Genomic DNA, 25067 nt, shown 5'->3' with positions numbered 1-25067 from the left:
GTTTACATCACAATGATACATAACGAATACTTTAGCTTTAACATTTAAGATGACAAACAAAGGAACGAGGACTCACACATGAAGAATTATCCGATCATAGCCTCCATCACGACAGATGAACAAATTTCACAAGCGATAGCAAGCGATGTGCAGCGAGTTATTCTGATGACAGGCAACATTACCAATCTGGGTTCAATCATAGAGAGTTTGCATCAAAGTGGCAAAAAAGCTTATGTGCATACCGAGATGGTATCCGGGATTGGACGAGATGCCTCAGCAATTCAATATCTTGCAGATGTGTTCAACATCGACGGGATCGTGACGACAAAGAGCAACGCAGTTTCTGCGGCCAAGCAAGCGGGCATATTAAGCATTCAGCGCATATTCGCCATTGATACAGCAGCAATTACGACTGCGATTCGTATGATTATGAGCTATAAGCCTGATGAGGTTGAACTGATGCCGGGGTTAATGCCTCGAGTTATCCAAGAACTGAAAGAACGCATCTCGCAGCCTTTGATTGTGGGTGGCCTTATCCGGTATGAGGAAGAAATACAACAAGCATTAAAGAGCGGGGCAGATTTTGTTTCAGTAGGCCATGAGAAGTTCTGGAATTAATTAATTTCATACATTTATCCTTGGGTGGAGACGACGAGAAAACCCGGTGGTAAGTAAATCAATACAACCTTGATGTTGAAGGAGGGTGATTTGCTGCTGGGTTTTTTGTGTTGTCCAAAAATATATAACAGGAGGTAACAGAACATGATCATTCAAGCAGTTGCGCATCGCGGCTATCCAAGTAAGTATCCTGAAAATACGATGTCTTCCTTTTTAAAGGCGGTAGAGCTTGGGTTCACACATCTCGAACTAGATGTTCATCTCAGCAAGGATGGAATTCCAGTGGTGATTCATGACCATACGCTTGACCGCATGACAAATGGAACAGGCAGAGTGGCTGATTATACTGCTTCGGAGCTGCAATCTTTAGAAATCAGGCAAGGTGAACATATTCCAACCCTTGAAGAGGTACTGCGTGCTTTGAAGGGTAAGATTCAACTTAACATTGAGCTCAAGCAGATGGGAAGCTATTACCCTCATCTGGAGGAAAGGGTACTTGAAGTTATCGAGGAATTGAGCATGCTGAATCAGGTGGTAATTACGTCTTTTGATTTCGATGCCCTGGAGAAGATCAGGGAACGATCTGGCGATGTACGCATTGGTCTCATTACTTTCGGCTGTTCGAAAGCTATTCTGGACTGGTCATTAGAAATGGGTGCGACGTTCTTGTCCATACACCATGCTTTTGTGACCGAGCATTACATTCATCAATGCAAAGAATTAGGAATCCAATTGATGGCGTGGACAATCAACGAGACTTCCATCATGAAAAAATTTCAGGAGTATCCGTCCGTATGGGTCTGCACTGACGAACTGGAAAGCTTCATAGATGTATTGGAGTTGTCCAGCTCACTGTGAGCGGGCAGGAGTAATGTCATGGAAGATGTATATGCTTACGATGCTTATTGCTTTGATCTAGACGGGACCATCTATATTGGCCAGATGAGGCTCCCTGGCGTGAATAACTTTATAAACAACTTGCGTTCACGAGGCAAGCGCCTGTTGTTCCTTACCAATACTCCCGTTCATACCAAGGAAGATTGCTACCAACGGCTGCTGAGTTTGGGCATTTCGTGCCAGCCTGATGAAATTCTGACTGCAGGTTACCTTTCGGGAATGTATTTTGCAGAGCATGCGCCGGACGCCAAGGTGCTAGTTGTAGGTGAGGTGGCTTTACGGAGGGAACTTCAGGCACTTGGGATAGCCATTACCGAGGATCCATATCAATCAACACATGTATTAGTCGGAATGGATCGGAAATTTAACTATGATAAGCTCCATCTGGCGGCAAAAGCAGTGCGCCACGGAGCGGCTCTGCTCGCAACTAATCCGGACAGCTGTTGTCCCGTTCAAGGGGATATCATTCCGGATACCGGAGCCATTCTAAGTTCGATTGAGGCGGCCAGCCAGCAGAAAGCATCGGTCGTGATTGGCAAGCCTTCCCGCTATTATGCAGAGAAGGCGCTTCAGCTATTGGACGTGGATCGCAGCAGATGCCTCATGATAGGTGACAGGCTCCAAACAGATATTTTATTTGGACAGCAAAATGGAATGAAGACTGCGCTCGTGCTTACGGGGATCTCTTCAAGAGAGGATATCGGAAAGACAGATATCGTTCCGGATTATATATGGCCTTCATTCAACGAATTCATCATGGAGCAGCAGGCCCATCCAAAGCCTTCAAATGTGTTGCAGGTGAAGAAGGCTTGAACCGCTAGGTATCCAAAATAAAGATGGAGGTGGCGTTTATGCGTCTGGCATTACTTGGTGATCTTCATTATTCATGCATGAGTCACGGGACGGAAGAAATGAGGGCTGCAAGATTCCGGGCATACGAGCATATGCTCAAGGCTTTTCTGAAGGAGGATGCGGACTATCATATCTCAATTGGTGATTTAACGCATGAAGGGACAGCTGAGGAACTTCGATCCATTTTCTCCATGCTTACAAAAAGTGAACGGAAATTCATTCATGTGCTGGGTAATCATGATACGTATTCACTGCCAAAGCATGAAATTTACACGCTATCAGGACAGGAGCGCTACCGGGCTATTGATACACCTCACGTCAGGCTGTTTTTTCTGGATACTACCCAGGAAATGAATCGAGAGGATTGGGGAGGAGAGCTGGACGAAGAGCAGCTGACATGGATTAAAGGCCAACTTGCCAATTCACATGAAAAGCAAGTGCTCGTCTTCGGGCATCATCCGGTATTCGATACAACTGCGCGCTCAACACTAGATAAGCTTTACATCCGTCCGCAGAATGAACTGAGGGGGATATTCAATAGTCGGCCAGGTGGAGGCATCTATTTTTGCGGGCATAACCACATGAACTCCATCGTTAAGCAAGAAGAATGGCATTATGTACAAACTGCAGCTTGTCTCGATGTACCAGCATACCGCGTTATTGAAGTTCATGAGGGCGAAGTAGTCGTTGCTCACCAACGAATGCTGGATGCTGATCTCATGAATGATATTCAGAGCTTTTGTCATGATACGCCGGGCTTTGGACCTGTCGCTAATGCAGTGGGTGAAGAAAGCGACCTTATCTTATCCGTTCGAATAACATCGGCCGCACAATAATGTGAAGAAAAAGGAGGGAATGTCATGGCTCAAATTGTGTTAAAGCAGATCGAAAAAAGCTTCAAGCAGGATAAAGTCATCGAAGGTCTCGATCTGACCATTAAGGATGGTTCCTTTACGGTATTGGTCGGTCCGTCTGGCTGTGGAAAATCGACGACACTCCGGATGATCGCAGGACTTGAGAAAGAAACAGGCGGTGAAATTTGGATTGGGGACCATCGTGTCAATGGAGTAGAGCCAGGCAAGCGTAATGTGGCGATGGTATTTCAAAACTATGCATTGTATCCAATGATGACAGTCAAGGAGAATATTGAATTCGGATTAGTAAATCGCAAGGTGCCTCGGCCCGAACGTGAGCGTCTTATAAAGGAGATCACTGAGGTCGTCGGCCTGGCAGAGTATTTGCATAAGAAGCCGCAGGCTCTGTCCGGAGGTCAACGTCAGCGGGTTGCCTTGGCTCGGGCCATGGTTAAAAGTCCCGCAGTCTTCCTGATGGACGAGCCATTGTCGAATCTGGATGCCAAGCTACGCCATCAGATGCGCACGGAACTGATTCAGCTTCACAAACGGCTGGGCGCAACCTTTGTTTTTGTAACTCATGATCAGGTTGAGGCCATGTCGATGGGAGATCGCATCGTCATCATGAATAAAGGGCGTATTCAACAAGCAGACAGTCCAATGAAAATCTACAATGATCCGGATAATGTTTTCACAGCGCAGTTTATCGGTACACCGCCGATGAATGTGATAGATCGTGAACGTATCCTGCCTTTTTTGAATGGACAGCTTCATGATGATATTGGCCATATTGGCTTTCGACCAGAAAAAGCAACGATGACGCTTGAGAACAGACCGCAGACCGGGCATATTCAGTTCTCGGCTCATATCATGACACGCGAGACACTGGGAGCAGAGATCATCTATCAACTGGATTCCGCGCTTGGACTTATCTCCGTGAAGAGCTTCTTGAAACCGTTGGAGTCAGCCTTTGAGGTAAACATCAACGTGTCTATGCAGGACCTGTACTATTTTGATCGGAAGGGTGAACGTGCTCGTCAGCATGAGCTGGCCGAAGCGGGAGAGCTGATTGTCCTGGGAGGAGGATATTCATGACCGTCTGGTCCAAGCTCCGTCCCTATGTGTTGGTGGCACCCTCCATCACAATATTCTCTATTTTTTTCCTTTATCCGATCTTCTATATGATCTTCTTAAGCTTTTACAACTGGGATTTTATTAATCCGGTCAAGGAGTTCGTGGGATTCAACAACTTTGTTGAACTATTTAAGGATAGTGCATTTCTTCAGGTGTTAAGCAATTCCTTGAACTATACGCTTCTTTCCGTATCCTTATCCATTGTGATCTCGCTTTTGCTTGCGATCTGGCTGAATCGGGAAGGGGCATGGTACGGGTTTGTTCAAGGGGCACTTTTCAGTCCGCATATTGTTTCACTTGTATCGGTATCCTTGGTGTGGATGTGGCTGATGGATCCCAAATTCGGTTTGCTTAACGGTTTGCTTGATATGGTTGGCTTGCCTAAGCTGGCATGGCTGAGTAGTCCAGACAGTTCATTGCTGTCGCTTGTGCTTGTTTCGGTCTGGAAAGGCGTAGGCTATAACGCCCTCATCTTCATCGCGGGCCTCCAAAGCATTCCCAGGAATGTGTATGAAGCTTCAGCTCTGGACGAGGCCAATTGGTGGCGCAAATTCTACAAAATTACGCTTCCCATGCTTTCGCCGACACTATTTTTCTTAATAATCATCAATCTGATCAGTTCATTCCAGGTGTTTGAGACTATTGCCATTATGACCAACGGGGGTCCGATCAATTCAACCAATACGCTCGTCTTTTACATCTACGAGTATGGATTCCGCTACTTCAAGATCGGTTATGCATCGGCAGCAGGAGTTATATTGCTCGTTGTCGTTGGTCTACTTACGCTAGTCTACTTCAAATTGCTGAGCCGCAAGGTTCACTACCAATAGAAAGGAGAAGGGGAATTTTATGGCAAGGAAGTCATTGCTGCGTACGCTCAATATTACTGCCACAATAGCATTGGTTGCGATTTTTGCTATCCCTTTTCTATGGATGATTTCAACATCTTTGAAGTCTTACCCGGAGACGGTGATTTTTCCACCCAAGTGGATTCCCTCCAAGGTGATGTGGAGCAATTTTCAAGCGGCGTGGGAATCGGGGCCTTTTTTGAAATATCTAATGAACAGCGTTGTTGTATCGGTCAGCATACTCGTTCTTCAATTCACGACAATAATATTGGCAGCCTATGCTTTTGCAAGATACTCCTTCAAAGGAGACAAGCTGTTATTCGGGATAACGATGGTGACCTTGATGATTCCTGGTCAGCTCATTTTCCTACCTGTGTATTTGTTGATGAGCAAGTGGGGACTCATTAACAATTTGCTGGCACTCATTTTGCCCTTCTCTTCCAGCGCCTTTGGCATATTCATGCTCAGGCAGTCCTTCAAGCAAGTACAGGAAGAGCTTATTGAAGCGGCGCGACTTGACCAGGCGCCGGAATGGAAGATCATTCTTAAGATTATGGTGCCAATGGCGCGTCCTACGTTAGTAACATTTGCATTGTTCAGCTTCATTGCACACTGGAATGATTATTTCTGGCCGCTCGTGATGACAACCTCCGATGCAGCAAGAACGCTTCCGATCGGGATTTCTAAGCTGCGCGAGGTTGACGGAGGAGCTGCCTGGCATATTTTGATGGCTGGAAACATGATTTTGGTCGTTCCGATTCTTATTGTTTTCTTATTTGGACAACGTCAAATTATTAAAGCATTTGTCTATTCGGGTGTTAAATAATCAGATTAACAGGAGGGTTTATTCATGAAAAAATTTGGATCTGTTTTGTTAGCGGCAACGCTTGCTCTTACGATGACTGCTTGTGGTGCTTCTAATTCTGATGGTTCAACCGGAGCTGCTTCCGGGAGCAATTCCAATGATACGGCCAACAAACCAATAGAGATTACATATTGGTACTCTTGGGGAGACAAGATCGCTGAGAACAATGAGAACTTAGTAAAGATGTTTAATGAATCCCAAGATGAAGTGATCGTGAAGGCGGAATATCAAGGGACGTATGCAGATCAGCATTCTAAGGCACAAGCTGCTTTTGCAGCGGGCAATGCCCCCGAAGTATGGCAAAATGAAATTGCTTCAGTGGGTGTGTTTGCGGAATCAGGCATGACGCAGGAGTTGACTTCTTTTGTGGAGAAGGATCAGCTGGATATGGAAGATTTTATTCAAGGGCTCATGGGGAATTCCTATGTGAATGATAAACTGTATGCTCTTCCTTATTTACGCAGTACCCCGATCCTGTACTTTAATCGTACGATCCTGAAGGAGGCTGGCCTTGATCCTGCTGGACCTAAGAATTGGGCAGAGTTTGAAGATTATGCGCGCAAGCTAACGATTAAGGATCAGCGCTACGGCATCTCGATGCCTGTCGATATTTGGCTTTATGAAGCTTTTGTGAGACAGAGTGGAGGCACGATGATCAGCGAGGACGGAAAAAGTGCGGCATTCGATAATGAAACCGGCATTGAACCTGTGAAGCTGTGGCTTAAGATGAAGGATGAAGGCATTATGAGCATCGGTACGACCGATGATGCAGGTACGCAAGCCAAAACGGATTTCCACAATCAGCGTTCAGCGATGCTGTTCTCCTCAACTGCGGATCTGACCAATAATATGAAGGTTGCAGAAGAGCAAGGCTTTGAACTCGGAACGACATTTATGCCTGCAAATGATACGTATGGAGTGCCGACAGGCGGTGCCAATTTGGTTATGACTTCTGGCCTGTCGCCCGAAAAACAGGAAGCGGCGTGGAAGTTTATCAAGTGGATGACCTCTAAAGAACAAACGATTTATGCAAGCTCCTTCACGGGCTATTTGCCTAGCCGAATCAGTGCAGTGGAGAGCGATGAAATGAAGAAGCTTTATGAGGAAAAGCCGCTGTTCAAGGTGGCGGTAGACCAACTGGAATATGCGGGTCCACGTCCAATGCAGAAGGTTTATCCAGAGATTGGTGAGATGATCAAGAATGAGATTCTGCGTGCGGCTGTGGATTCTTCCGTTTCGGCAGAGGCCGCTGTAGCTGAAGCGGCGAAGAAGGCCAATGCCTTGCTGAATAAGTAGAGTTATAATTTAAAGAGACCAAGGAGCTAAGCGGCATATGTCCTGCTTAGCTCTTTGCTTTTGTTGGTGGTAGGCTCCGTGAGATATGTAGTTATATTTCCATTGGGATCATTTAAATTGATGAATTGACCTATAGCGAATACCGCACAGATGTCCCATTCGCACAGGCAAGCAGTCCACTTATCGCGTAAACTGAAGTAGATTCAGTAGAGCGAGGTGAAATTCAATGGCTAAAACCAACGAAATACGCCTAAAGGCAAAGCGGTATAAAGCCCGGCCCGTCTGCGTGACTCTTCATAGTGGTGAAACGTATATCGGTTACATTTCTGACGTGAATAGCGGAGGCGTGGTGCTTACCGGGGGAGGAAAAATATCGCGGACGGCGACCACAGGGGACAGTTCCCAGCGTTCCAAGCAAAAGGTTGCACCCAGCAAGAGCGGTCGTTCTCAGAACCGGAAACGGGTGAATGGTACGCGCAAGCCGTCTACCCGTTCGCGCACAGTGTCGCGTGCGCAGGTTTCGTCCTTTCTACCGATGATGGGTTCGCTGTTTGGCGGGCTTGGCGGTGCGGCTTCGGCTGGCGGTATGCTTGGCGGCGGAATGCGGATATTCGGCATGATCCAGCAATTCATGCCGGTCATGAAAATGGGCTACGGCATGATCAAATCCATCCATCCGTTTATGGGTGCCGTCAAAGGTCTGATGGCTCCGCCTAGTCAGGCCGAAGAACAAGAGGTATAATGCAATATTCAGCCCCTTTGAAGACGGAAGGGGCTTTTCTTTTTTTAGTGTCAAGGTGTTATTGATAAAAAAAGTTGCGAAGCTTTGACCATTTGGATATGATTATCTAATTGGTTGTTTCAGCTTATACATTTAATTGATGATAAAAGATAGTGAGGTCAGAAAACAATGATTGCAAAAACAGAGGAAGACTTTAATGGTTTGAAGGAAATTGGCAGAATTGTTGCCTTTATCAGAGATGAATTGGTGCAAAGAACAGTTCCTGGCATAACGACGAAGGAACTTGATGATATAGCTGGAGAGCTTTTTGAGAAAGAAGGCGCAGTCTCAGCTCCAAAAAGTGCATATAATTTTCCTGGCTATACTTGCATTAGTGTTAATGAAGAAGTAGCACATGGTATTCCGGGGCAACGGGTTATTCAAGAAGGAGATCTAGTCAACATAGATGTCTCTGGCTCGAAGAACAGTTATTTCGCTGATACAGGAATCTCGTTTGTAGTAGGCGAAGGAGAAGAAGTGTTAACGAAAATATGCGACGTTGCTAAACTAGCATTTGAAGCAGGTCTTAAAAAAGCAAAACCTGGTTCCAAAAAAAGCGGCATCGGAAAAGCGGTATTCCTAACAGCAAAACAGCATGGATTAACCGTTATTAAAAACCTTACAGGACATGGTGTTGGACGTAACATACACGAAGCACCTGACCATATTTATAATTATAACGATACATCGGATGATGAGTTATTAAAAGAAGGCATGGTTATTGCTTTCGAACCATTTATCTCAACTTTAGAAGAACAAGTGTATCAAAAAGAAGACGAATGGACCTTTGCTACAGAAAAAAGCTATGTAGCTCAAGTGGAACATACGATTATCCTTACTAAAAATGGTCCGATCATTGTCACACAATAATATCAAGAGCATGTCTAAGGTCGATTTCCCAACAGGGAAATCGGCTTTTTTTTAATGCCCCTTAACAAAGCGGTTCGAGGAAGGAGGGAATGAGCTATATGGAATGATGTACAATAACAATATTGAGGAACAAAAACTACAATTGTTAAATTGTGATGAGGAGCGGATGGAGTTTGAACAGAACAGTCATACTGGAGCGTCTTCAATCACAGCTGTGCGAGGGAAATCACATCATCGGTGTCTCGACAGGCACGGGGATTACAGCCAAGTATGCAGCTCAGAGCGGAGCGGACTTTATTTTAATGCTGAACTCCGGTAAGTTTCGCCAGATGGGGAGAAGCTCTCTAGCCGGCTTTTTGTCGTTTTGCAACAGTAATGATATGGTGATGGATTTTGCGTCAAGAGAAATTGTGCCGCTGGTGAGGCATTCTCCCGTACTCTTTGGACTGAATGCGAATGATCCAACCATAGAAATGACTGATTATATAGAGGAAATCAAGAGGAGAGGGTTTTCAGGAGTCAACAACTATCCTACGGTCGGCTTGATAGACGGATTATTCAGAGAGGCTTTGGAGGAAGACGGGATTCGTTATGACGTCGAGGTTGAGGCCATACGTATGGCCCATCGACAGGATTTGTTTACGGTGGCGTTCGTATTTGATGAGCTTCAGGCTGCCCAGATGATTGAAGCGGGGGCAGATGTAATCTGTGCTCATCTTGGCCTGACCGAAGGCGGGTTATTGGGTGCACGGAAGGTTGTATCCTTGGAGGCCGCCAAATCAAAGGCACTGCGTATTTTTGATACCTGCAATCAGCTTAAGCCGGATTTGATCAAGATGATTTATGGCGGTCCGGTAAAGACGCCTATCGATGTCCAGTACATGTATAGCGACAACACAGACATTATGGGCTATATTGGCGGGTCTGCTTTTGAACGAATTCCTTCCGAGAAGTCGATTACGGCAATTACTCGCGATTTTAAACGCCTGGGTAAACTGGATGAGGACGATTTTATGGTCAAAATGCTGAAAGGCATCACCCAGCATTATGATTACGTTGAGTTTGTCAAAGAGTATGTGGCGCAAAACTACAGTAGTGAAATTACTTTTTCGGATCTGGCCAAGGTTGCTCATGTTTCCCGCAGCTATTTGAGCAGTTTGTTTAAAAAGGAGGTTGGCTGCAGCTTTCAGACCTATCTGGTAAGCTTCCGCATCAATAAAGCCGTCACGCTTCTTCATGCGCCGCAGCTTCAATTATCCGAGGTGGCTGAGATGGTAGGGTATCCCAATTACGCACAATTCAGCAAAATGTTTAAAAAGCTTAAGGGCTGCTCTCCCAAAAAGTACAGATCTAACCTAAACACAAAAACATAGAACTTAAAAGCGTTTTCATATATAAACAGGACCAGTATGATGAAGCTATAACGATCGTACTGGTTTTTCTGTTAGCAAAAAAAATCAGCGTGCTACCTGCGATCGAGCTTGGTTTCTAAAGAGTCATACGAGGAGGCCGTGGAATGAAGACCGTCGCAATCATTGGAACATTTGATACGAAGGGTGATGAATACCTTTACATCAAGAGCATTGCAGAGGAGCTTGGGTTAGGGACTTTGATGATTCATACAGGTGTATTTGAACCGTCCTTTGTTCCGGATGTGTCCAATCAGGAAGTCGCCCACGCCGCAGGCATGATCATAGAAGAACTTGCGGCAAAGAAGGATCGGGCTTTGGCTACAGAGGTTTTGTCCATAGGCTTGAAGAAGCTGGTGCCACAGTTGTACAAACAAGGTAAATTTGACGGAATCATTTCCTTTGGTGGCACTGGCGGAACCTCACTGGTCACACCTGCCATGAGAGCTCTGCCGATTGGTGTCCCTAAGGTGATGGTATCGACCGTTGCTTCTGGAAACACAGCTCCATACGTAGGCACGAGTGATATTGTCATGATTCCGTCTGTGGTGGATGTAGCCGGATTGAACTCCATTTCTACGAAAATATTTACAAATGCATTATTTGCGATGGCGGGCATGCTCAAGTTTGAGCATACGCACAAACCGGATAAGAAGCCGCTGGTTGCAGCCACGATGTTCGGAGTGACAACACCATGTGTGACAGCGGCAAGAAAATATTTGGAGGAGCGGGGCTATGAGGTGCTTGTGTTCCACGCCACGGGCATCGGAGGGCAGTCGATGGAGGCGTTGATTGAAGCAGGCTTCATTGAAGGGGTATTGGACTTGACCACGACGGAGTGGGCGGATGAAATCATCGGCGGTGTCTTAAATGCGGGGCCGAATCGCTTAGAGGCTGCAGGCCACAATCGCATTCCGCAGGTAGTCTCGGTGGGCGCCTTGGATATGTGCAATTTTGGGCCGAGCGATACTGTGCCGGAGAAATTCAAGGATCATAAATTTTATCAGCATAATCCGACGGTAACCCTGATGAGAACCACGGTGGAAGAGAATGAGCAGATCGGCAGGAAGCTTGCGGAGAAGCTGAACATGGCAAAGGAACGCACCGTGCTAATGCTACCACTTAGAGGCGTATCCGCAATTGATGTAGAGGGGGAGCCTTTCTACGGACCGGAGGAGGACCGGATGTTGTTTGATACCCTGCGCCAGTATGTCGATCGCTCAATTGTTGAAGTGATTGAAATGGATTGCGCCATCAACGATCCAGCCTTTGCAGAGGCCGCAGCACAAAAGCTGATCGCTCTCATGACATCAAATTCCTAATGAATCCAATAAGGAGGATAACGAAATGAATAAGCTGAACAGATCAGAAATTATGGACAAATTTAGGGGAGAGGTAGAGCAGGGTAAAATCTTACTAGGTGTCGGAGCAGGCACAGGCATTACGGCCAAGAGCAGTGAAGCGGGCGGAGCAGATATGTTAATCGTATACAATTCCGGTCGGTACAGAATGGCGGGCCGCGGCTCGCTGGCGGGCCTGCTCTCCTATGGAGATGCCAATCAAATCGTCGTTGAGATGGGAGCCGAGGTGCTGCCCGTCGTCAAACATACGCCTGTTCTGGCAGGGGTGTGCGGCACCGACCCCTTCCGAATAATGGAGGTATACCTGAAGCAGTTGAAGGAGCAGGGCTTCAGCGGAGTTCAAAACTTCCCAACCGTTGGTTTGATTGATGGGGTGTTCAGACAAAACCTGGAGGAAACCGGTATGGGGTACGACCTGGAGGTTGAAATGATCCGTATCGCCCATGAATTGGATTTGCTGACTACGCCGTATGTTTTTGATCCTGCTCAGGCAAAAGCTATGGCGGAGGCGGGGGCTGACATTTTGGTTGCGCACATGGGGTTGACGACCAAGGGCTCCATTGGTGCAAAAACAGCACTGACCCTGGACGACTGTGTACAACGAATTGAAGCTATTATTGAAGCAGGGCGGGCTGTGAACCCGGAGATCATGATTATTTGCCACGGTGGACCCATTGCAGAGCCGGAGGATGCGGCCTATGTCATTGAGAGAACAAAGGGCATCGATGGATTCTTCGGCGCATCCAGCATCGAGCGCTTTGCGGCAGAGAAAGGTATTACACAGCAGACGGAGTCCTTCAAGTCGATTCGGAAATAGCATCAACTTAACGACAGTCAATTATTTGGCTGTCGTTTTTTATCCATAAGAAAGAGGAGACTCCCAACTTCTCATATGAGCGCTTACATTTTACTGTTGCGATCTCCCATAATGTTCAGTAAATTGGGAGGTATACACCGATGGGAGGGCTGAGCAATAATCATGTTGACCAGATGGCTGCGACGAATAACGCCTGGCACGTTTAAACACCGAATACTATTTTCGTTTCTGTTATTCCTCCTGACGCCTATAGCCATATTAGTTCTCTACAACTTCCGAGAAACGGAAGTTATGCTCCAGCGGGATGCTTCGGACATTAACGTCAAGCAACTCGAAGGCATCAAAGCCGATCTTATTGATTTGATGAGTCTTGTGATGAAGACTGGGATGCTGCTGGATCAGGATTCTGTCCTCCGGGAAGTGATGCAGAAGCCGGAATTATATGATGCTATCCATCGAAAGCGGATTGTGGAAAATAAATTCGCTAGTATTGAAAACAGCTTTTTCCTTACAGGAGCTACCGTATTCTACACATTGATCGATTTAAAAGGAAACGCTTACACTTCGTATACGCCAGAGAATTCTCTGAATTATGCCCACATCAGTTCCGAGCCTTGGGTACAGGAGCTGAAGAGGACTGAGGGACAACGGTACGTATGGAAATCCAATGATTTGACGACTGGCGTTCGTGAGAGAAAAGGAAATCGGATGCTGAGCCTTTACGAAGTGCTGCGTGACGACGGACTAAAACCATTTGCTTATGGACGTTTTAGTATCGATTATGAAGCATGGTTTCAGGAAAAAACGGAGGGAAATACATTCGGCAGCGATAGCGAAGGAGCCTATTTTCTAATGGATGGATATGGGAATATTATGCTCCAATCCAAGTCGGGGCAGAACATACCCTCTACCGTGTCATCTGCCATAACAGCAGCAAGTCAAAGCCAGGGACAGGATACCTCCTCCCAATCCATTGTGAACAATCATATGATGTATACCTATAACAAAATTCAAGAGCTTGACGGTTATCTTGTGAAAAAGATTCCCTTGTCCTTGTTATTTGAAGAAGTGAACAAACAGAAGCTGAGGTTCTATACCGTATATGGGGCCATCCTGCTGCTGTTTGTGTTGCTGACTTACTTCATTTCCTCAACCGTTACCGGTCCTTTAAAGCATCTTCAACGAAAGATGGAGACAACCGTAAAATTGAATTTGAAGACAAAGCTGCCGGAACAAGGCAGAGGTGAATTGCTGGCGCTAACCCGAAGCTTCAATTTCATGATCACAGACATCAATAATCTATTGGAACAGTTAAAGCTTGAGGAGCGGCAGAAGCAGTTTGTCCGATTTCAGGTGTTGCTTGGTCAGATGAACCCTCATTTTTTGCTGAATACGCTGAATACAATCAAGAGCATTGCACTGGATAAGGATGAAGATGAGATTTACGAGATTTGTGTATCGCTAGGAAAAATATTAGAAACTACGCTGAATTTGGAGGTTGATCTTATTCTTCTGAAGGAGGAAATTGTGCTAATTGAATCCTATATGGATATCCAACGGAAACGGTTTGGACATGGCATCGAGCTCCACTATGAAGTTTCCAGAGATCTGGAGTATGCGTTGATTCCGAAATTTTGTCTACAGCCGCTGGTAGAAAATTCATTGATTCACGGGTTTGGACAAACACAGCTTGAGGGGCAGATCGACATTCGTGCATCAAGCCACCACTCTCTGCTTATTTTGGAGGTCGCGGATAATGGCATAGGAATGAAAAAATCCCAGGCGAATCAGTCCTACCGGAAACGAAAAAGCATTGGTGTACAGAACCTTCGCGAGAGTTTGGAGCTTATGTTTAAGAACCAGCCAACAGGACTTCGGATAGAGTCGACGGACGAAGGGACGAAGGTCATCATGCATTTCCCATTATTGTTATCCAAACCCTATTTGAAGGAGGGGAGCACCATTGTGGCGCACATTGATCGTTGAAGATGAACAGTACGCAAGAGCAAGCTTGTGCAAATTGTTTACAAAGGCGAATATTCCGTTTGAAATTATCGGTGAGGCGGTAAATGGCGAGGAAGGTTTGCAGTTGATTCGGGAACTGCAGCCTGATGTTGTCATTTCCGACATTTTCATGCCGCTAATGGATGGCATCCGTTTACTCCAGCTCACGAGAAAGGAAGGACATGAATGCCGGTTCGTTATGTTGACGGCAGTAAGTGAATTCGAGTATGCCAGACAAGCATTGGAATACGGGGCTACAGGTTATTTGATGAAACTTTCTCTGGATTTGAAGGAACTGAAGCAAACCATGGACAAAGTAGCCGGAGAGCTGACAAGAATGGATAAGCTTCGCTTGGCAGATAAATGGTTCCCGGATAAGACTACCCAAGAACCAACAGATCATCCAGAGCTGAACCGAATGATTACCTACATTGAGGAGCATTTCGCCGAGGATGTGACATTAAAGAGATTGGCTGAATATGTTCGCATGGATGCCAGTTATGTCAGTGACTTATTTAAGAAAAAGATGGGGATCACGATGACGCATTTTATTCAGAACCGCCGCGTTCAAGCAGCGAAAATGCTGCTGACAGAGACGGAGAAAACGGTGAGTGAAGTTGGCAGGTTGGTAGGCTTCGAGAACGACAATTATTTCATTAAAATATTCAAGCGGTGGTGTGGGTTGACCCCGAACGAATACCGGAAAGAACAAAAAATCGTTCTATGAATATACAAACACCGTTCATACCCCCAATGTCAGGCTGGTGATAAAGTTAAAGACGTAGCAAGCAGCTTATCAACTCGATAAGGGGGACTGTAAATGAAATATAGAAATTGGTTAAAGGCAGCTTTGATTACGACTTTGACAGCTTCGATGCTCAGCGCGTGCGGAGGGGCTAACAACGAGGGAGCGAGTGCAGGATCGGCAAATCAAAATGCCGGTGAGACCATCAACCTCACGCTTTGGGGAGCTGTTCCTGCCGAGGCTGGACCTCAAGAAGTGATTGACAGCTGGAACAAAGAAAATCCCGACATTCAGGTCGAGTACTTCCGTTATGTAAATGATGACCCCGGTAACCTAAAGCTGGATACGGCGCTCATGACGGGTCAGGACGCAGACTTGTTCGTCAACTACACGCTTAACCGTTTACAGAAACGTGTTGATGCAGGAGTCGCTTTGGATCTGAGCAGCCGAACAGATTACAACATCGACGAGCAAATGGGGGTAGACGCCTCTCAATGGAAAATCGGGGATAAGTATTATGGCATTCCGACAAAGAAAAACATGTTATTCATCTGGCTTAACAAAAGCATGCTGGATGAAGCCGGTCTTCCGATTCCTCCCGTTGATTGGACATGGGATGACTTGAGAGAATATGCGAAAGCGCTAACAAAATCAAATGTGTACGGCCTTATGCAGCATGATGCTGCCTTTACCGCCGCAATTGACGGTACCATAGCGGGTCTTGGGGTAACCACGCCAGAAGGAACATCTAACTTTAATAATGATCTTTGGAAAAAGCAGCTTCAAATCGTACATGACATGATGTTTGTGGACAAATCGACGCCCGAATATGGAGAACAAGTAACAAGCAAGATGCCGGTAGACACAATGTTCCTTAAAGGGGAAGCAGCTATGTTAGCCGCAGGAGAATTTATTTTCCGCAACGCCAATAACCTGAAGGATTTTCCACATGACTTCAAAATCGCATTCGCTACAATTCCGAAAGTATCTGCCGATCAGAAGGATTATAAGTATGCTGGTGGTTTAGGTGATATGCTCTCCGTTAACGCAAAATCCAAACATCAGGATGCGGCATGGAAGTTCGCAAAGTGGTATGCGGACGGCGGAATGTTGCCGATGGCAAGTGGAGGGCGCCTTCCATCCTCGAAGAGCGTTGATAACAAGCAGGCGATGGACCTGCTGCTCAAAGGTGTTGAAGACAAATACGATACAGAGTCGATGAATAGCGTTGTGTTCGGTGAGTTCCCATCATTCCAGCTGAATGTACCGCAGCAAGCGCTGGATGCCCGCAAGGAAGAATATGAGAAATACTTCCTGAATGAGCAGGATATTGATACAACACTTAAGAATATGGCCAAACGCCATCAGGAATATATCAAATAATCAAATAATCGAATAATCGAATATTGACAATATCCTTAAGAGAGAAGAAGGATTCTTCGCTTCCGTCTTCTCTCTTTGCTGTATTTAAAAAGTTTCATACGAGAAGAAAGGCGGCGTTTTCTGTGAAAAGGAACAGCTGGATTCGGAAACAAGGCTGGGTGGGCTACATATTTATTTTGCCTAATATGCTCGGTATCCTGGCATTTTTTATTCTGCCTGCCTTGTACTCCTTCTTTATGATGTTCACGGACTATCAATTCGCCAATCCGAATTGGACGTTCACCGGATTAGATAATATCCAACGCCTTTTTGGTGATGATCAGTTCTATGCTTCAATCAAATATACGATCATATTCCTGATGTCCGTTCCGGTCTCATTAGCAATTGCATTTCTCGTTGCTCTTGTGCTTAACCGGAGCGTGTATTTGAAAGGATTGCTTAGAGGCATGTTCTTCCTGCCATATATCTCAAGCGGTGTTGCTGTTGCTTTTGTATGGATGCTGCTGTTCCAGCCTTCCCAGGGGCCAATTAATGAAGTACTTCGCTTTATCGGCATTGTATCGCCTCCGGGCTGGTTCGCTGATTCGAGTTCGGCGATGTATGCCATTGACGTCGTGCAAATCTGGTTTATGTTAGGTTACAACATGATTATCTATTTGGCAGCTCTGCAAGAGATTTCGACCGAGCAACTTGAAGCGGCCCGTATCGACGGGGCAGGGAAAGTGACTATTACATGGAGAATTGTGTGGCCACTTGTTAGTCCAACGACATTTATGCTATTGATTACGGGGCTGATTATGACGGTCAAATCCTTCTCTCTCATCCAAGCGATTACGGGCGGCGGCCCAAGCGGAAGCACTACGATTCTGTCGCTGTTCGTCTACAAAACGGCATTTAGCTATTATGAGATGGGCTATGCGTCAACCATTTCCTGGTTCCTGTTTGCGGTTATTCTTGTCATTACCATTATCCAATGGGTCGGCCAAAAACGCTGGGTCCATTACTAGAGAGGAGCTGGCTCTATGTTTAGAACAACGAAGACACGCTCGGTTAAGCTTTCTGTCACGATCCTTATGCTGATTGCAGGGTTGTTTATGATAGTCCCTTTTTTATGGATGCTCAGTACTTCCTTCCAGACCCCAAGTGAAGTATTCCGCCAATGGCTTCCTTCGAAGCTGGACTGGACCAGCCATAAGCGAATCTGGACGGGAAACTATAACTTTCTCCCTTATTATTTGAACTCAATTAAGATTGCCGTGATTGGTACAGCAGGTGCCGTTTTTTTGTCGGCTTTTGCTGCTTATGGCTTCGCCCGTACGGAATTTAAAGGACGTAATACCCTCTTCATCGTGTATCTATCCATGATGATGATTCCTCCTCAAGTCGTTTTTGTTCCGAAGTTTATCCTGTTTAACTGGCTTCATATTTATAACACGCATTGGGCATTAATTCTGCCAGCCATGTTCTCGATATTTGGCGTATTTATGCTCCGTCAATTCTTTCTCAGTATACCGAACGAGATTACAGAATCTGCATTACTCGATGGTGCGGGTCATTTTCGAATTTTCTTCAAGCTGGTGTTACCGTTAGCCAAACCAGCGCTTGCAACGTTTGCGATTATCGATTTTTCCTGGCAGTGGAATGATTATGAGAATGCTCTGGTTTTCCTGCAGAGTCCAAAGCTTTATACGATTCCGCTTGGTCTACAAAATTTCGTTTTGGAAAACAACGTTGATTATAACGGAATGATGGCAGCTTCTTCCGCAGCGATTATCCCTATGATTTTAATCTTTCTGCTTGGTCAGAAATATATTATTCAAGGTGTATCCAGTTCAGCTGTAAAAGGCTAATTCAAAGGAGGCTTATATAATGAGACGCGAGAAACTATTATTCGATGTTACGGTCATTGGCGGAGGACTTTCCGGGATTTGTGCCGCTATTGCAGCGGCAAGATTAGGTCAAAAGGTTGCCCTCGTGCATAATCGTCCTGTACTTGGCGGCAATTCCAGCTCCGAGGTACGTGTATGGGTATGCGGTGCAACGGGGCATGGCGTGAACCGTTATGCCCGGGAGACCGGCATTATGGGTGAATTATTCATTCAGAATCAACAACGGAATCCGGAAGGCAACCCCTATTTGTGGGATGTTACTTTGCTGGAGGCGGTAAGAGCCGAACCTAATCTGACTCTATTTATGAATACGGATGTTAGAGAAGTAGAAGCAGACGGTGAGAAGGATGCAAGGATAATTCGTAGCGTGAAAGGCTGGATGATGGGCTCCGAGCGTGAGATTACGTTTGAAAGTAAGATCTTTCTTGACTGTACAGGGGACGGACTTGTTGGATTTCTCGCTGGAGCAGCATACCGGATTGGCCGTGAAGCCCGTCATGAGTTCGGGGAAGAATGGGCACCGGAAGTTGCTGATGATATTACGCTTGGCAGCACACTGTTGTTCTATACGAAAGATACCGGAAAACCGGTACGGTTTGTAGCTCCATCGTTTGCTAAAGACATTACGACAACCCCAATTCCGCTAAAGCGTGTGATCCGTAGTGGAGATTCTGGCTGTCATTACTGGTGGATTGAATGGGGCGGCGAGCTGGATACGGTACATGAGAATGAGCAGATTCGGGATGAGTTATGGTCTATTATTTATGGCATCTGGGATTATATTAAGAACTCCGGCAAGTTTCAGGCCGAGGAGATGACGCTGGAATGGGTAGGCTCGATTCCAGGCAAACGCGAATACCGCCGCTTCCTTGGTGATACGATTCTGACGCAAAATGATGTTATCTCTCAACGCCCATTCGAAGACCGGGTCGCCTTTGGTGGTTGGTCCATCGACCTGCATCCCCCACAAGGGATGTATGCAAGCGAGAGCGGCTCCAAACATCTGCATGCGGATGGCATTTATCATATTCCGTTTGGATGTCTGTACTCCCGCAATGTCAGCAATCTGCTGTTTGCGGGACGTAATATCAGTGCATCGCATGTTGCATTCGGAACAACCCGCGTCATGGCAACTTGTGCGGTAATGGGAGAAGCGGCAGGTGTAGGCGCTGCCTTGTCGGTAATCAAAGGCGTTACGCCTCGTGAGCTGCGTGAGCAGCATTTAACCGAATTGCAGCAAACGATGTTACGGACCGATGCCTCAATTATAGGACTGAGAAATATGGATTCTGCTGACATTGCGAGAAAGGGGACCATCACGGCTTCAAGCACGATGACCCGAATTTTGATCAACGAACCTTCCGAGGAATACCGGCTGGTCACTGATGTTGGATGGCTGTTCCCGACCGAGGGTGGAATTGAGGGATTTACGCTGTTGGTCTCTGCCCGTGAGGCTACAAGTCTCACTATAGAACTATGGGATACCGGTCGCCATGAGAATTATGTACCGGCAAACTTCAAGCAAGCTTTGCATATCCAGATCGATGCAGGTGAAAATCAATGGTTGGATGTGCCTGCAGACAGTGCAATGTTTGGAGGCGATCCTTGTAATGTTTTTATCATTGTTCGTGCGAATGAAGCAGTCAGTCTCTATACATCAGCTGTCCCGATCAGCGGTGTCCTCGCGTTTGAGCGGGGAGTTAAGCCAATAATCAGCTCTGATCTGGAGGATCATCAGCCGAATCAGCCCATTATCGAATGGTCGATGAAGCGACTTGTCCGAAAGCCATTCTGTTTTGCAGTTGAGACTGGCGCGTATTCACCTGATAAAGTCATCAACGGCTATGTCCGCCCGTTTGGCGGTCCACAGTTGTGGATATCGGAGCCCATCACTAATGGCCGTGAAGAATGGATTGAAGTCAAGCTTCCAGAACCAGTGGATATTCGGGAAATTCACCTTACCTTTAATGACGATGTTAATGAGGATTTGATCAATTTGCATCATCACGAGACACCGTTTCTGATCATTCCCGAGTTGGTTAAGAGCTACGAGGTGCAGGCATATATTAATGGGGAATGGGAACGTTTTGCTGGTGATAGCCATAACCTTACTCGCAAAAAGATTCATCGTCTTGAGAATCCGATCCAATCAAAACGGATTAGGGTGATCATTAAGGAAACGCACGGTGGCGATCGGGCAGAAGTGTTTGAAATTCGACTATATGATTCTTATAGATGACGGCACCCGTGTTCCGCAGCTAGCATCCACAAATAAATGATTGGCCGAAATCTCGCCTTCTTCTTCTGAACTCTAATCGTATGGAAAAGAATCTAGATAAACGATATACTAGCTTATAACTGCTTTTTTGTTGAGGTGAATAGCAAATGGAAGAAGTCGACGAATCCAAACAACTTGTATTACAAATTGGCGCTGCCTTGAAAAGGTACAGAAAAGAAAACAACATGAGCTTAGACGACTTAGCGGAATTGACAGGCGTAAGCAAACTTACTCTGGGAAATATCGAACGTGGCGAGACAAATCCAACTTTGGCGATCATATGGAAAATCTCAAAAGGCATATCTTTACCACTCTTGGCTTTGTTCAAATCAGAAGACCCTGTAAGTTTGTATCGAGCAGGCGAAGGACTGCGGTTTTCTAATGAACAAAAAAATTGGGTTATTGAACCCGTCTTTAAAAACGCTAGCAGCGATATTGAAATGTGTCGGGCTTACTTACAGCCCAATAGCTCCTACCATCCTGAAGGACATCATGTGAATACAACTGAAATTGCGACCGTAATGACGGGATCCATTGAAATTCAAGTCAATGGAGAGATTCACATCTTGAATCAATACGATACGATTAGTTTTCGTGCTGATTCTCCTCACTCTTATACTAATCATACGAATAGTGAAACCGTGCTGCATATAGCCTTGAAGTATGGTTTCTAAAAGTCGCAAATTCCACTTATGAATACAACTCCGAATTCCATTACCGGAATTCAGAGTTGTATTTTTGTTTTTTTAGACAATTTAATTATATTATAAAATACTTATTGTAAATAATGATATACTATAATATACTTTTGTTGTCCGCGCGGATAATTATTGCACCATTTTTACAATCAACAGGGAACAAATAATATCTGTGATTTCAGGAAGGAGAATTGAAGAATGCTGAACAATCAAAATACAAAAGCCCTACCTTCCTCTATAGGGTTTATCATTCTCGGCATTATTTTTATTGCTGCTAATTTACGTACTCCCTTAACATCAGTCGGTCCTTTAGTGAGTCTAATAAGGGATGACGTTCATATTTCAAATACATTAGCGGGCTTGATAACGACTTTACCCTTGCTAGCCTTTGCTTTATTATCGCCTCTAGTACCGAAATTAGGCCGAAAGTATGGGGTTGAACGTATCATTTTGCTTGCCCTAATCTTTTTGACAATTGGCATTGTAATACGTTCTTTATCTGGTGCAGCTAATCTGTATATTGGAACAGTAATTCTAGGATTTGCAATTGCCATATGTAATGTATTATTGCCAAGTATAATCAAAAGGGATTTCCCCAACAAAATTGGCTCTATGACAGGTCTTTACTCCGTTTCAATGTGTTTATGTGGAGCCATTGCATCAGGAATCAGTGTACCGCTAGCTGTGAACGCAGGTCTAAAATGGCAGGGAGCATTAGGAATATGGGGGGTTCTAAGTTTTGTAGCCATTCTCTGTTGGTTACCCCAATTAAGAAATCAATCGAAGCAAACAGTCACGACCAGTCAGCAGAGGGCCAGCAACGATGTGAATGTTTGGCGGTCCCCTCTTGCATGGCAGGTAACCTTATTTATGGGTATACAGTCCATGGTTTTCTATGTGTTGATCGCATGGTTACCTGAAATTTTAAAGCAGCAAGGAATTGATTCAACCCAATCAGGTTGGTACCTCTCGATAATGCAGTTAGCACTGCTTCCATTTACATTTATTGTTCCTGTTATTGCTGGGCGCATGTCTAGCCAACGTTTGTTAGTGGTTATCACAACCATTTTGCTTTTGACGGGAACACTCGGGCTTCTTTACGGAAGCTCCAATATTATATTATTGTGGATCATAATACTGGGAATTGGTGTAGGTTTCGCCTTTAGTTTATCCATGATGTTTTTTGGGTTACGCACTGAAAATGCGCATCAAGCAGCGGAATTGTCTGGCATGGCGCAATCGATCGGATATCTTCTTGCCGCAATTGGTCCTGCACTTATTGGATATCTGCATGATGCGACAAATAGTTGGGATATGCCACTTTTCATTCTGCTGGGCGCTTCGGTCTTACTTTTGTTAGCCGGAATGGGAGCAGCAAGAAACCGTTTTGTAGGTAGCGGAAGTCGTTACGAGCTGCCACGGAAAGGACGATAACTATGTTTGACAAAATTATTGTGGCAATTGATCAAGCTGGAATAACGAACAAACTTCTCAATGCAACCGTTGAAATAGCCCGAGACAAACAAAGCCAAGTTACCTTGGTTAATGTTAGCCAGGAATATGTATCGAGTGGTATGACCTATTTACCAGAGAATTTCTTGGAAGAAATATTGAACGAAATGAAGAAAGCGAGTCTGGAACAGTTGCAACGCGCCAAATCCAAATTAAAATCTGCGGGGATTAACTCAGAAACAGTTCATCTTAAGGGAGATCCTGCACATGAAATATTAAAATATGCTAAGGTTACTGAGCAGCAACTTATTATTATTGGTAGCCGGGGGCTAAGTGGCATAAAAGAAATGATGCTTGGAAGTGTCAGCCACAAGGTTTCACAGTTATCGAAATGCCCAGTGCTCATTGTGCACTAAATCCTTAGGAAACTGCAAGGCTGATGCATTGATATACTAATGCGGAACACGAGTTACATTAATAGTCTAAAACCCCCTACTAGAGCAAAACTATAATTTGCTCTAGTAGGGGGTTTTATGATTGCTTTTAAACGAACTATTGACTTACAGTTAACTCTATGTCCTATACTCCGAATAGGAAAGAAAAATAAGTGGCTTTTCTGGAGTAGGGCAGTTACAAGTTGTTAGGATCATAGATGTGGGGTGTGAACGGGGGATAGGTAACGCTAAATGGATTGTAATGACGATTCAAATAAACTAAATTACGTAATGAATTGGAGATTTAATCAACAATGATAAAGAGTAATAATTGGAATGTATTTGGCCTGGCTTTGTTGCTGGGTTTGTTTTCAACATTAGGCCCATTTACTATTGATATGTATTTACCGGCTTTTCCTGAGATTGCAAAGAATTTCAATACAAGTGCATCACTTGTTCAGTTTAGTCTTACTGCTTGTTTATTAGGTCTAGGTGTGGGGCAGCTCGTTATGGGTCCTTTGAGTGATGCTCACGGTAGACGTAAACCGTTGTTAATCTCCATGGCAGCCTATATTATTTGCTCCTTGGCGTGCGCTTTTGCTCCTAATATCGGACTATTGATTTTGTTTCGGTTCACTCAAGGGTTTGCGGCTTCAGCAGGAATTGTTATTTCTCGCGCGATAGCTAGAGACCTGTACAGTGGACATGAACTCACTAAATTCTTCTCTTTGCTGTTGCTTGTAGGGAATTTAGGGCCTTTGGCAGCACCGATCGCTGGAAGTGGCATTCTTTCATTCACGACATGGATTGGAGTGTTTATCTCACTCTCATTTTTGGGCGTTTTCTTATTAATAATGACAAAGTGGGGCTTGAAGGAGTCTAACCCACCTGAACGACGTATGGCTCCCAACTTCAAACAACAGTTGGGCAATTACAGAACGCTACTACGTGACCGCAAGTTTGTCGGCTATATGCTTGCACAGGGAATCATGACGGCTGGGGTATTTGCATATGTAGCAGGAACACCATTTATTTACCAAAATATTTATGGAGTCACACCAACTGTATTTGCTATATTGTTTGCTTCGAACGGGATCAGCTTGATCATCGGTTCCCAAATTGTGGGTCGGTTAGCACAACGTATACCTGAGCAGACTCTTCTATTATCTGGACTGTGGCTTGCTCTAGCGGCAAGCGTTGCAGCTTTGGTGGTAACCATAGTTCATGGCCCGCTGTTCGCATTGGTCATTCCATTGTTCTTCTTTGTTTGCTCCATAGGTATTACGTCTACTGCAGCATTTCCGCTTGCGATGGAGAGCCAAGCCAAGATGGCTGGAAGTGCAGCAGCGCTACTCGGAGTTGTTCCTTTCCTTTTAGGCGCGCTGGTTGCTCCTCTGGTTGGTATCGCAGGTGAAGACACTGCCGTCCCACTTGGACTCACTTTATTAATGACCAGTCTCGTTGCGATTCTTACGTACTTCCTACTCGTTAAAAAAATATCGCATCACACACCTCAGCATGCTCAGTCTGATGCTAACTTTTAATTGAGAATATGAGGGATTGATCCTATTAGATATAAAAA

Annotated in this window: 23 protein-coding genes; all 23 read left to right on the top strand. The window is 45.2% G+C overall.

Annotation, left to right across the window (positions count from 1 at the left end; translation table 11 throughout):
• Positions 1-78 precede the first annotated feature (78 nt).
• The 23 genes from BLS14_RS07905 to BLS14_RS07795 all read left to right on the top strand — a co-directional run bounded on the left by BLS14_RS07905 (position 79) and on the right by BLS14_RS07795 (position 25029).
• The gene (locus tag BLS14_RS07905; RefSeq protein WP_090950827.1) at positions 79-618 is read left to right on the top strand and encodes a glycerol-3-phosphate responsive antiterminator; all 540 of its coding nucleotides are present in this window, start codon (positions 79-81) and stop codon (positions 616-618) included.
• 144 nt (positions 619-762) lie between these two features.
• A complete protein-coding gene (locus BLS14_RS07900; protein WP_090950823.1) occupies positions 763-1476 on the top strand; it encodes a glycerophosphodiester phosphodiesterase in 714 nt (237 codons plus the stop codon).
• Between the two features lie 18 nt (positions 1477-1494).
• A complete protein-coding gene (locus BLS14_RS07895) occupies positions 1495-2328 on the top strand; it encodes an HAD-IIA family hydrolase (RefSeq protein ID WP_090950818.1) in 834 nt (277 codons plus the stop codon).
• Positions 2329-2366: 38 nt separating this feature from the next.
• Positions 2367-3203 carry a metallophosphoesterase family protein gene (locus BLS14_RS07890; protein WP_176854431.1) on the top strand — a complete coding sequence of 279 codons (837 nt, stop codon included), beginning with the start codon at positions 2367-2369 and terminating at the stop codon, positions 3201-3203.
• A 24-nt stretch (positions 3204-3227) separates the two neighbouring features.
• Positions 3228-4316 carry an ABC transporter ATP-binding protein gene (locus BLS14_RS07885; RefSeq protein WP_090950805.1) on the top strand — a complete coding sequence of 363 codons (1089 nt, stop codon included), beginning with the start codon at positions 3228-3230 and terminating at the stop codon, positions 4314-4316.
• Positions 4313-5185, top strand: coding sequence for a carbohydrate ABC transporter permease (locus BLS14_RS07880; RefSeq protein ID WP_090950800.1), 873 nt, complete (start codon positions 4313-4315; stop codon positions 5183-5185). The genes BLS14_RS07885 and BLS14_RS07880 overlap by 4 nt, the downstream gene beginning before the upstream one ends.
• 19 nt (positions 5186-5204) lie before the next feature.
• Complete coding sequence (locus BLS14_RS07875) at positions 5205-6029, top strand: carbohydrate ABC transporter permease (protein ID WP_064637538.1); 825 nt, start codon at positions 5205-5207, stop codon at positions 6027-6029.
• 24 nt (positions 6030-6053) lie between these two features.
• Positions 6054-7364: an ABC transporter substrate-binding protein gene (locus tag BLS14_RS07870; RefSeq protein ID WP_090950795.1), complete on the top strand. Its 1311-nt coding sequence runs from the start codon at positions 6054-6056 to the stop codon at positions 7362-7364.
• Positions 7365-7590: 226 nt separating this feature from the next.
• The gene (locus BLS14_RS07865) at positions 7591-8106 is read left to right on the top strand and encodes a hypothetical protein (RefSeq protein ID WP_063568307.1); all 516 of its coding nucleotides are present in this window, start codon (positions 7591-7593) and stop codon (positions 8104-8106) included.
• Positions 8107-8274: 168 nt separating this feature from the next.
• Positions 8275-9015, top strand: a complete 741-nt coding sequence (map, locus tag BLS14_RS07860; RefSeq protein ID WP_063568306.1) for a type I methionyl aminopeptidase — start codon at positions 8275-8277, stop codon at positions 9013-9015.
• A gap of 173 nt (positions 9016-9188) precedes the next feature.
• Positions 9189-10388, top strand: coding sequence for a phosphoenolpyruvate hydrolase family protein (locus BLS14_RS07855; RefSeq protein ID WP_256336271.1), 1200 nt, complete (start codon positions 9189-9191; stop codon positions 10386-10388).
• Between the two features lie 143 nt (positions 10389-10531).
• Positions 10532-11746, top strand: coding sequence for a Tm-1-like ATP-binding domain-containing protein (locus BLS14_RS07850; RefSeq protein WP_090950789.1), 1215 nt, complete (start codon positions 10532-10534; stop codon positions 11744-11746).
• A gap of 52 nt (positions 11747-11798) precedes the next feature.
• The gene (locus BLS14_RS07845) at positions 11799-12602 is read left to right on the top strand and encodes a phosphoenolpyruvate hydrolase family protein (protein WP_371121623.1); all 804 of its coding nucleotides are present in this window, start codon (positions 11799-11801) and stop codon (positions 12600-12602) included.
• Between the two features lie 162 nt (positions 12603-12764).
• Positions 12765-14588, top strand: a complete 1824-nt coding sequence (locus tag BLS14_RS07840) for a cache domain-containing sensor histidine kinase (protein ID WP_090950786.1) — start codon at positions 12765-12767, stop codon at positions 14586-14588.
• A complete protein-coding gene (locus BLS14_RS07835) occupies positions 14566-15333 on the top strand; it encodes a response regulator transcription factor (protein WP_090950781.1) in 768 nt (255 codons plus the stop codon). The genes BLS14_RS07840 and BLS14_RS07835 overlap by 23 nt, the downstream gene beginning before the upstream one ends.
• Positions 15334-15426: 93 nt before the next feature.
• The gene (locus tag BLS14_RS07830) at positions 15427-16734 is read left to right on the top strand and encodes an ABC transporter substrate-binding protein (protein WP_090950775.1); all 1308 of its coding nucleotides are present in this window, start codon (positions 15427-15429) and stop codon (positions 16732-16734) included.
• A 122-nt stretch (positions 16735-16856) separates the two neighbouring features.
• Positions 16857-17741 carry a carbohydrate ABC transporter permease gene (locus BLS14_RS07825; RefSeq protein ID WP_079693781.1) on the top strand — a complete coding sequence of 295 codons (885 nt, stop codon included), beginning with the start codon at positions 16857-16859 and terminating at the stop codon, positions 17739-17741.
• 15 nt (positions 17742-17756) lie between these two features.
• Positions 17757-18584 carry a carbohydrate ABC transporter permease gene (locus BLS14_RS07820; RefSeq protein ID WP_064637560.1) on the top strand — a complete coding sequence of 276 codons (828 nt, stop codon included), beginning with the start codon at positions 17757-17759 and terminating at the stop codon, positions 18582-18584.
• Between the two features lie 19 nt (positions 18585-18603).
• Positions 18604-20862, top strand: a complete 2259-nt coding sequence (locus BLS14_RS07815) for an FAD-dependent oxidoreductase (protein ID WP_090950769.1) — start codon at positions 18604-18606, stop codon at positions 20860-20862.
• 146 nt (positions 20863-21008) lie between these two features.
• Complete coding sequence (locus BLS14_RS07810) at positions 21009-21575, top strand: helix-turn-helix domain-containing protein (RefSeq protein WP_063563645.1); 567 nt, start codon at positions 21009-21011, stop codon at positions 21573-21575.
• 222 nt (positions 21576-21797) lie between these two features.
• Positions 21798-23033, top strand: a complete 1236-nt coding sequence (locus BLS14_RS07805; RefSeq protein WP_090806836.1) for a CynX/NimT family MFS transporter — start codon at positions 21798-21800, stop codon at positions 23031-23033.
• 2 nt (positions 23034-23035) lie between these two features.
• Positions 23036-23467: a universal stress protein gene (locus BLS14_RS07800; RefSeq protein ID WP_090806834.1), complete on the top strand. Its 432-nt coding sequence runs from the start codon at positions 23036-23038 to the stop codon at positions 23465-23467.
• 332 nt (positions 23468-23799) lie between these two features.
• A complete protein-coding gene (locus tag BLS14_RS07795; RefSeq protein WP_063563647.1) occupies positions 23800-25029 on the top strand; it encodes a multidrug effflux MFS transporter in 1230 nt (409 codons plus the stop codon).
• Positions 25030-25067: the final 38 nt, after the last annotated feature.

It is taken from the genome of Paenibacillus sp. OK060, assembly GCF_900101205.1.
GTDB classification, from domain to species: domain Bacteria; phylum Bacillota; class Bacilli; order Paenibacillales; family Paenibacillaceae; genus Paenibacillus; species Paenibacillus marchantiae.
This window is presented reverse-complemented; position numbering and strand designations above follow the sequence as displayed.

Excerpts from the sequence above, each read along its gene's own strand:
- BLS14_RS07905 (WP_090950827.1), top strand. The coding sequence starts at position 79 with ATGAAGAATTATCCGATCATAGCCTCCATCACGACAGATGAACAAATT.
- BLS14_RS07900 (WP_090950823.1), top strand. The coding sequence starts at position 763 with ATGATCATTCAAGCAGTTGCGCATCGCGGCTATCCAAGTAAGTATCCT.
- BLS14_RS07895 (WP_090950818.1), top strand. The coding sequence starts at position 1,495 with ATGGAAGATGTATATGCTTACGATGCTTATTGCTTTGATCTAGACGGG.
- BLS14_RS07890 (WP_176854431.1), top strand. The coding sequence starts at position 2,367 with ATGCGTCTGGCATTACTTGGTGATCTTCATTATTCATGCATGAGTCAC.
- BLS14_RS07885 (WP_090950805.1), top strand. The coding sequence starts at position 3,228 with ATGGCTCAAATTGTGTTAAAGCAGATCGAAAAAAGCTTCAAGCAGGAT.
- BLS14_RS07880 (WP_090950800.1), top strand. The coding sequence starts at position 4,313 with ATGACCGTCTGGTCCAAGCTCCGTCCCTATGTGTTGGTGGCACCCTCC.
- BLS14_RS07875 (WP_064637538.1), top strand. The coding sequence starts at position 5,205 with ATGGCAAGGAAGTCATTGCTGCGTACGCTCAATATTACTGCCACAATA.
- BLS14_RS07870 (WP_090950795.1), top strand. The coding sequence starts at position 6,054 with ATGAAAAAATTTGGATCTGTTTTGTTAGCGGCAACGCTTGCTCTTACG.
- BLS14_RS07865 (WP_063568307.1), top strand. The coding sequence starts at position 7,591 with ATGGCTAAAACCAACGAAATACGCCTAAAGGCAAAGCGGTATAAAGCC.
- map (WP_063568306.1), top strand. The coding sequence starts at position 8,275 with ATGATTGCAAAAACAGAGGAAGACTTTAATGGTTTGAAGGAAATTGGC.
- BLS14_RS07850 (WP_090950789.1), top strand. The coding sequence starts at position 10,532 with ATGAAGACCGTCGCAATCATTGGAACATTTGATACGAAGGGTGATGAA.
- BLS14_RS07845 (WP_371121623.1), top strand. The coding sequence starts at position 11,799 with ATGGACAAATTTAGGGGAGAGGTAGAGCAGGGTAAAATCTTACTAGGT.
- BLS14_RS07840 (WP_090950786.1), top strand. The coding sequence starts at position 12,765 with ATGTTGACCAGATGGCTGCGACGAATAACGCCTGGCACGTTTAAACAC.
- BLS14_RS07830 (WP_090950775.1), top strand. The coding sequence starts at position 15,427 with ATGAAATATAGAAATTGGTTAAAGGCAGCTTTGATTACGACTTTGACA.
- BLS14_RS07820 (WP_064637560.1), top strand. The coding sequence starts at position 17,757 with ATGTTTAGAACAACGAAGACACGCTCGGTTAAGCTTTCTGTCACGATC.
- BLS14_RS07815 (WP_090950769.1), top strand. The coding sequence starts at position 18,604 with ATGAGACGCGAGAAACTATTATTCGATGTTACGGTCATTGGCGGAGGA.
- BLS14_RS07810 (WP_063563645.1), top strand. The coding sequence starts at position 21,009 with ATGGAAGAAGTCGACGAATCCAAACAACTTGTATTACAAATTGGCGCT.
- BLS14_RS07805 (WP_090806836.1), top strand. The coding sequence starts at position 21,798 with ATGCTGAACAATCAAAATACAAAAGCCCTACCTTCCTCTATAGGGTTT.
- BLS14_RS07800 (WP_090806834.1), top strand. The coding sequence starts at position 23,036 with ATGTTTGACAAAATTATTGTGGCAATTGATCAAGCTGGAATAACGAAC.
- BLS14_RS07795 (WP_063563647.1), top strand. The coding sequence starts at position 23,800 with ATGATAAAGAGTAATAATTGGAATGTATTTGGCCTGGCTTTGTTGCTG.